Source organism: Hymenobacter persicinus (assembly GCF_004167665.1).
In the GTDB taxonomy this organism is placed as follows: Bacteria; Bacteroidota; Bacteroidia; order Cytophagales; family Hymenobacteraceae; genus Hymenobacter; species Hymenobacter persicinus.
The window spans coordinates 1-4,953 of the sequence record NZ_SEWE01000088.1; the positions used below are offsets into that span (position 1 = coordinate 1).

General features: G+C 65.8%; 2 protein-coding genes. One reads left to right on the top strand and one right to left on the bottom strand.

Annotated features, from left to right (window positions below; translation table 11 throughout):
• Positions 1-39 precede the first annotated feature (39 nt).
• Positions 40-4,239 carry a cellulose binding domain-containing protein gene (locus tag EWM57_RS20610; protein ID WP_129923189.1) on the top strand — a complete coding sequence of 1,400 codons (4,200 nt, stop codon included), beginning with the start codon at positions 40-42 and terminating at the stop codon, positions 4,237-4,239.
• 118 nt (positions 4,240-4,357) lie between these two features.
• Here EWM57_RS20610 and EWM57_RS20615 read toward each other — a convergent pair.
• Positions 4,358-4,953 (bottom strand): glycosyltransferase family 61 protein (locus tag EWM57_RS20615; RefSeq protein WP_129923190.1); only part of this gene is annotated, 596 nt, incomplete at its 5' end.

Genomic DNA, 4,953 nt, shown 5'->3' on the forward strand with positions numbered 1-4,953 from the left:
GTTCCTTTTTCTTCCACCAAATCCCTCCCCATTTCCCGTATGAAGACAACTGTTACTAGTAGAACAAAGCGCCTCGGGGCGGCTGGGGCGCTGGCCCTGCTCACGGCCGGCGCGGCCCAGGCCCAGACGGTGGCCTTTCCCGGCGCGGGCGGCTTCGGCCGCTTTGCCACCGGTGCCCGCGGCGTGGCCAGCCCCTCGGTTTACATTGTGACCAACCTGAACGACGCCGGCCCGGGCTCCTTCCGCGACGCGGTGAGTCAGCCCGGCCGCGTCGTGACCTTCGCCGTGGGCGGCATCGTCAACCTGCAAAGCAACGTGCAGGTGGCTCCCAACGTGACCGTGGCCGGCCAGACCGCGCCCGGCGATGGGGTGGTGTTTTTCAACAAGCGCGTCACGTTTACGGGCGCCAGCAACACCATCTGCCGCTTTCTGCGCGTGCGCTTGGGCTCGACCAACAACCAGGGCAACGACGCCTCGGGCTTGGCCAACGGCTCCAACATCATCCTCGACCACATGTCGTTTTCCTGGGGCATGGACGAGGTGTTTTCCATCAACTGGGACGGCAAGGGCACCGCGCCCGACAACATCACGGTCCAGAACTCCATCATCGGGCAGGGCCTGCACCGGGCCAACCACTCGGCCGGGGGCCTGATTCAGACGCCCGACGGGGGCAAGGTGAGCCTGGTGGGCAACCTTTACATCAGCAACAAAACCCGCAACCCCAAGGTCAAGGGCATCAATGAGTTCGTGAACAACGTGGTGTATGACTGGGGCAACGGCAACCGCCTCGGCGACATTCCCAACTACGGCTGGTCGGGCGACGCCTACATCATGGGCGGCTCGGCGGGCGTGTCGGAGGTCAACATCATCAACAACTACTTCGTGGGCGGCCCACTCACGCCCCCCGACAAAACCACGCCCTTCTCCCGCGGCACCGGCACGTTCAACCTGTACGGCAGCGGCAACCTGTTCGACAACAACCGCAACGGCCTGCTCGACGGCCAGCCCGTGCCCTACGACACCGTGGGCTACCCTGGCATCGTGGGCAGCGGCTTCCGCAGCCAGCCCTTTGCCTACCCGACGGCCAACCCGGTGATGTCTGCCGCCCAGGCCTACCAGCACGTCATCGACTCGGTGGGCTGCGCCTACCCGCGCCGCGACCAGGTAGACGGGCTGATGGTGGACGAGGTTCGGAGCCGGGGCACCAAGGGCTACTACGTCTACAACGAAACGGATTTGCCCTTTGCCAACGGCGGACTCGGCGACGTCTTCGGCGCCCCGGCCCCGCTCGATACCGACCAGGACGGCATGCCCGACGCCTGGGAAGACGCCCACGGCCTGAACAAAAACAGCAAATCCGACGCCGTAGCCTACAGCCCCAGCGCCCCGGCCTACCTGAACATTGAGGTCTACGTCAACTCCCTGCTCAAAACCCCGCCGCCGGCCTTCGTGAAGCCCCCGTCCAACGTCCAGCTCACGGCTACCTCCACCGAAGTGCCCGCGCCGGGCAGCACCGTCACGCTCAGCTGGACCGACAATGCCACAAACGAGGCCTACTTCATCCTGGAGCGGTCCGCCGATGGGGTAACCTACGCCGACGTGGCCCACCCGGCTGCCAACGCCACCACTTACACGGACAATGCCGGTCTGCAACCCAACACGACGTACTACTACCGCCTCAAGGCCGTCACCGACGCCGAGGGGTCGTCGTACAGCTACCCGGCTGCCATCAAGACGCCGGCCCTGCCTTCGGCCCCGCAGGTCGCGGCCACGCCCACGCCCTCAAACAACCTGCAGTACACTGAGCTAACCGCCGGGGCGCTGACGCTGAAGTGGACCGGCAGCGCGAATACGACGACCTACAGCGTCTACTTCGGCACCTCGCCGACCACGCTCACCAAGCTGGCCGACGTGCCCTACGCCGCCGCGCCTTCCTACCCGGTAACCGGCCTCACCGACAATACCACCTACTACTGGCGCGTGGATGCGGCCAACGCCAAGGGCTCGGCCGACGGGCTGGTCTGGTCGTTTCGCACCGCCGGCACCATCGTGCCCCAGCTCGTGGGCTACTACGGCTTCGATGAAACCGCCGCCGACGGCACCCAGATACTCGACCAGAGCACGTTTGCCAACCACGGCGTGCTGGGCCTCGACGACGACGACCAGAGCATCCGGGTGGCCGGCAAGGTGAACGGCGCCCTCGACTTCGCCACCGCCGACCGGAACCGCTACGTGGTCAGCATCCCGCACCAGGACCAGCTGTATCTGGACCAGAACTCGTTTTCGCTGTCGTTTTGGATGAAGGCCGGGGCCAGCCTGCTGCCCCAGGACAACAACACCAGCGCCTACTTGCTCTGCAAGGGCTCCATCACCCGCAACGCCACCACCGGGGCCACCGGCAAGCGCTTCAACATCGAGTTCAAGAACAAGCAGCTGCGCTTCGCCATCGACGACGACAAGAACAAGGACGAGCTGCAAATCGGCGGCGCACCCTTCTTCACCGGCGACTGGGTGCACGTGGTAGCCCTGCGCAACACCCTGACCAAGAAAATCCAGGTCTATCTGAACGGGGCTTTGGTGAAGGAAATGACCACCAAGGCCCTGGGCATCGGGGAGGCCTCGGACCTGATTGTGGGCAACATCGGGGAGCTGGAGTTTCTGAGCTCGGCCAATGCCCCGGCCCCGTACCGCGGCGCCCTCGACGAGCTGCGCGTCTACAACTACGCCCTCAGCCCGGCCGAAATCCTGGAGCTGATGAAAACCAAGCAGACCATCCGCTTCGCCGCCCTGCCCGCCCAGCTGCTCGGCGACGCCGACCTGATGCTCACGGCTACCGCCACTTCCGGCCTACCCGTGCAGTACGCCAGCTCCGACGAGTCGGTAGCCCGCATCAGCGGCAGCACCGTGGAGCTGCTCAAGGCCGGCTCGGTGACCATCACCGCCACCCAGCCCGGCAACGCCACCTTCGCGGCCGCCGCGCCCGTCGGCCAAGTGCTGACCATTGCCCCCGTGCTGGTGAGCGTGCAGCACCAGGACGCCGACAATAGCAGCAAGCGCCTGACCAACAACGTCATCAAGCCCACCCTGCAGCTCGTCAACGCCGGACCCGTGCCGGTGGCCTATTCGGAGCTGACGGCCCGCTACTGGCTCACGGCTGAGAATGACGCCGCAACCGGACTCAACGGCTGGATTGACTACGCCCAGCTCGGCGCTGAGAAGGTGAATCTGCGCTACGTGCGCCTCGCCGCGCCCCGGGCCGGCGCCTACGCCTACGTGGAATACGGCTTCACTCCGGCCGCGGGCAGCCTGCTGCCGGGTGCCAATTCGGGCCCTGTCAACTCCCGCCTGAGCCTGCCCGACCATGCCGACCTGAGCGAGGCCGACGACTACTCGTACCGTGCCGCCGCCGCGCTGGCCCTCAACGACCACGTCACGCTCTACCGCAACGGCCGCCTGGTGTTTGGCACCGAGCCCGCCGCCGTAGCGCCTCTCACCCAGGTGCAGGTGCTGGCCTCGAACCGGAACAACAACGCCAAGTCGCCCAACCTCAACACGACGCTCAGCGTGCAGAACCTGGGCAACCAGCCACTCGACTACGGCCAGTTGAAGGTGCGCTACTGGTTCACCGCCGACGGCCCGGCCGAGCTGAAAAGCTGGATTGACTACGCCCAGCTCGGCAAAACCAACCTGACCGGTGACTTCACCCGCCTGAGCCAGCCCCTGGACCGCGCCGACGCCTACCTGGAGCTGGGTTTCAACCCCGCCCTGGGTGCCCTGTACCCGCTGAGCAATACCGGCAGCATTCAGTCGCGCATCACCAAGTCCGACTGGAGCAGCTTCCAGGAAGCCAACGACTTCTCCTACCGTGCCAGCGGCCCCCTGGCCGAAAACGACCATATCACGGTCTACTACCAGGGCCAGCTGATTTACGGCACCGAACCCGCTGCCTTAGCCACTCGCACCAGCGCCGGCCCGACTGCCGGTAAGCTGGCGGTGAACGTGCTCGGCAACCCCGTAACCGGGGCGCAGGCCGAGGTGGAAATCCGCGGGGTGCCGGGGCAGGCCGTGGAGCTCCAGCTGCTCGACTTCCAGGGCAATGCCCTGCTCACCCAGCACCTCGACCAGGCCGTCGAAGGCCAGCACCAGCGCCTGACGCTGCCCGCCGGCCGCACCGGGGTGTACCTGCTCAAGGTGACCACGGCCGACCAGACCAGCGTGGTGCGCATTTTCAAGCAGTAGCTTGGGGGCGCTTGCGCCTGTCAAACCACTAATCCACAAAAAAGGCCCAGAGCACTGCTCCGGGCCTTTTCTGTTTCTGCCAGTCTGCCCCATTTGAAGCAGCAGGCCTGCCAGCTCGTTACGCCGGGACAGTCTGCTGGCGCTGCATAGCCCGGGCCAGCAAAGGGCGCAGGGCTTTCAAATCGACGATGAGGTGGTCGCGCTGGGCATTGATGCGTTCCTGGCTGGGGTTGGGCGTGCGGCAAACCAAGTACTGGTGGTGCATGCCGAGACGGGCCGTAAACTCCAGGTAATCTGCCACCACGAAGCTTTCCGGAAACAGCTCAATCAGCTCGGCTCCCTCCGGGCACACCACGATATTAGCCAACCCGGCGCCTACCGAGGAAACAACGATGCGGGCTTGGGCAAACAAAGCCGTTTTTTCAGCCTGGGAATAAGGCGTCAGCGTGTGGGTTTCGAAGCCCAGTTCGTGCAGCATGGCCTCCAGGGCGTCTTCGTTGAGAATGTGGCGCCCGGGCGCGTCGCGCCGGCTGATGTAGATGAAGGGGCTGAACTGGCGCGGCACCACGGGCGGGGGCAGCAGCACGGCGCGCAGAAAGTCACAGGCCCAGGCGGGCGTGTGGGTCAGCTTGCCGCGCACGCCGGGTGTGGCCAGCAGCCGGTCGGCCCGCAGGTGGGGGTTGCGGGTGACGTCGAGCAGCCGCTCGGGCCCGA

Excerpts from the sequence above, each read along its gene's own strand:
- EWM57_RS20610 (WP_129923189.1), top strand. The coding sequence starts at position 40 with ATGAAGACAACTGTTACTAGTAGAACAAAGCGCCTCGGGGCGGCTGGG.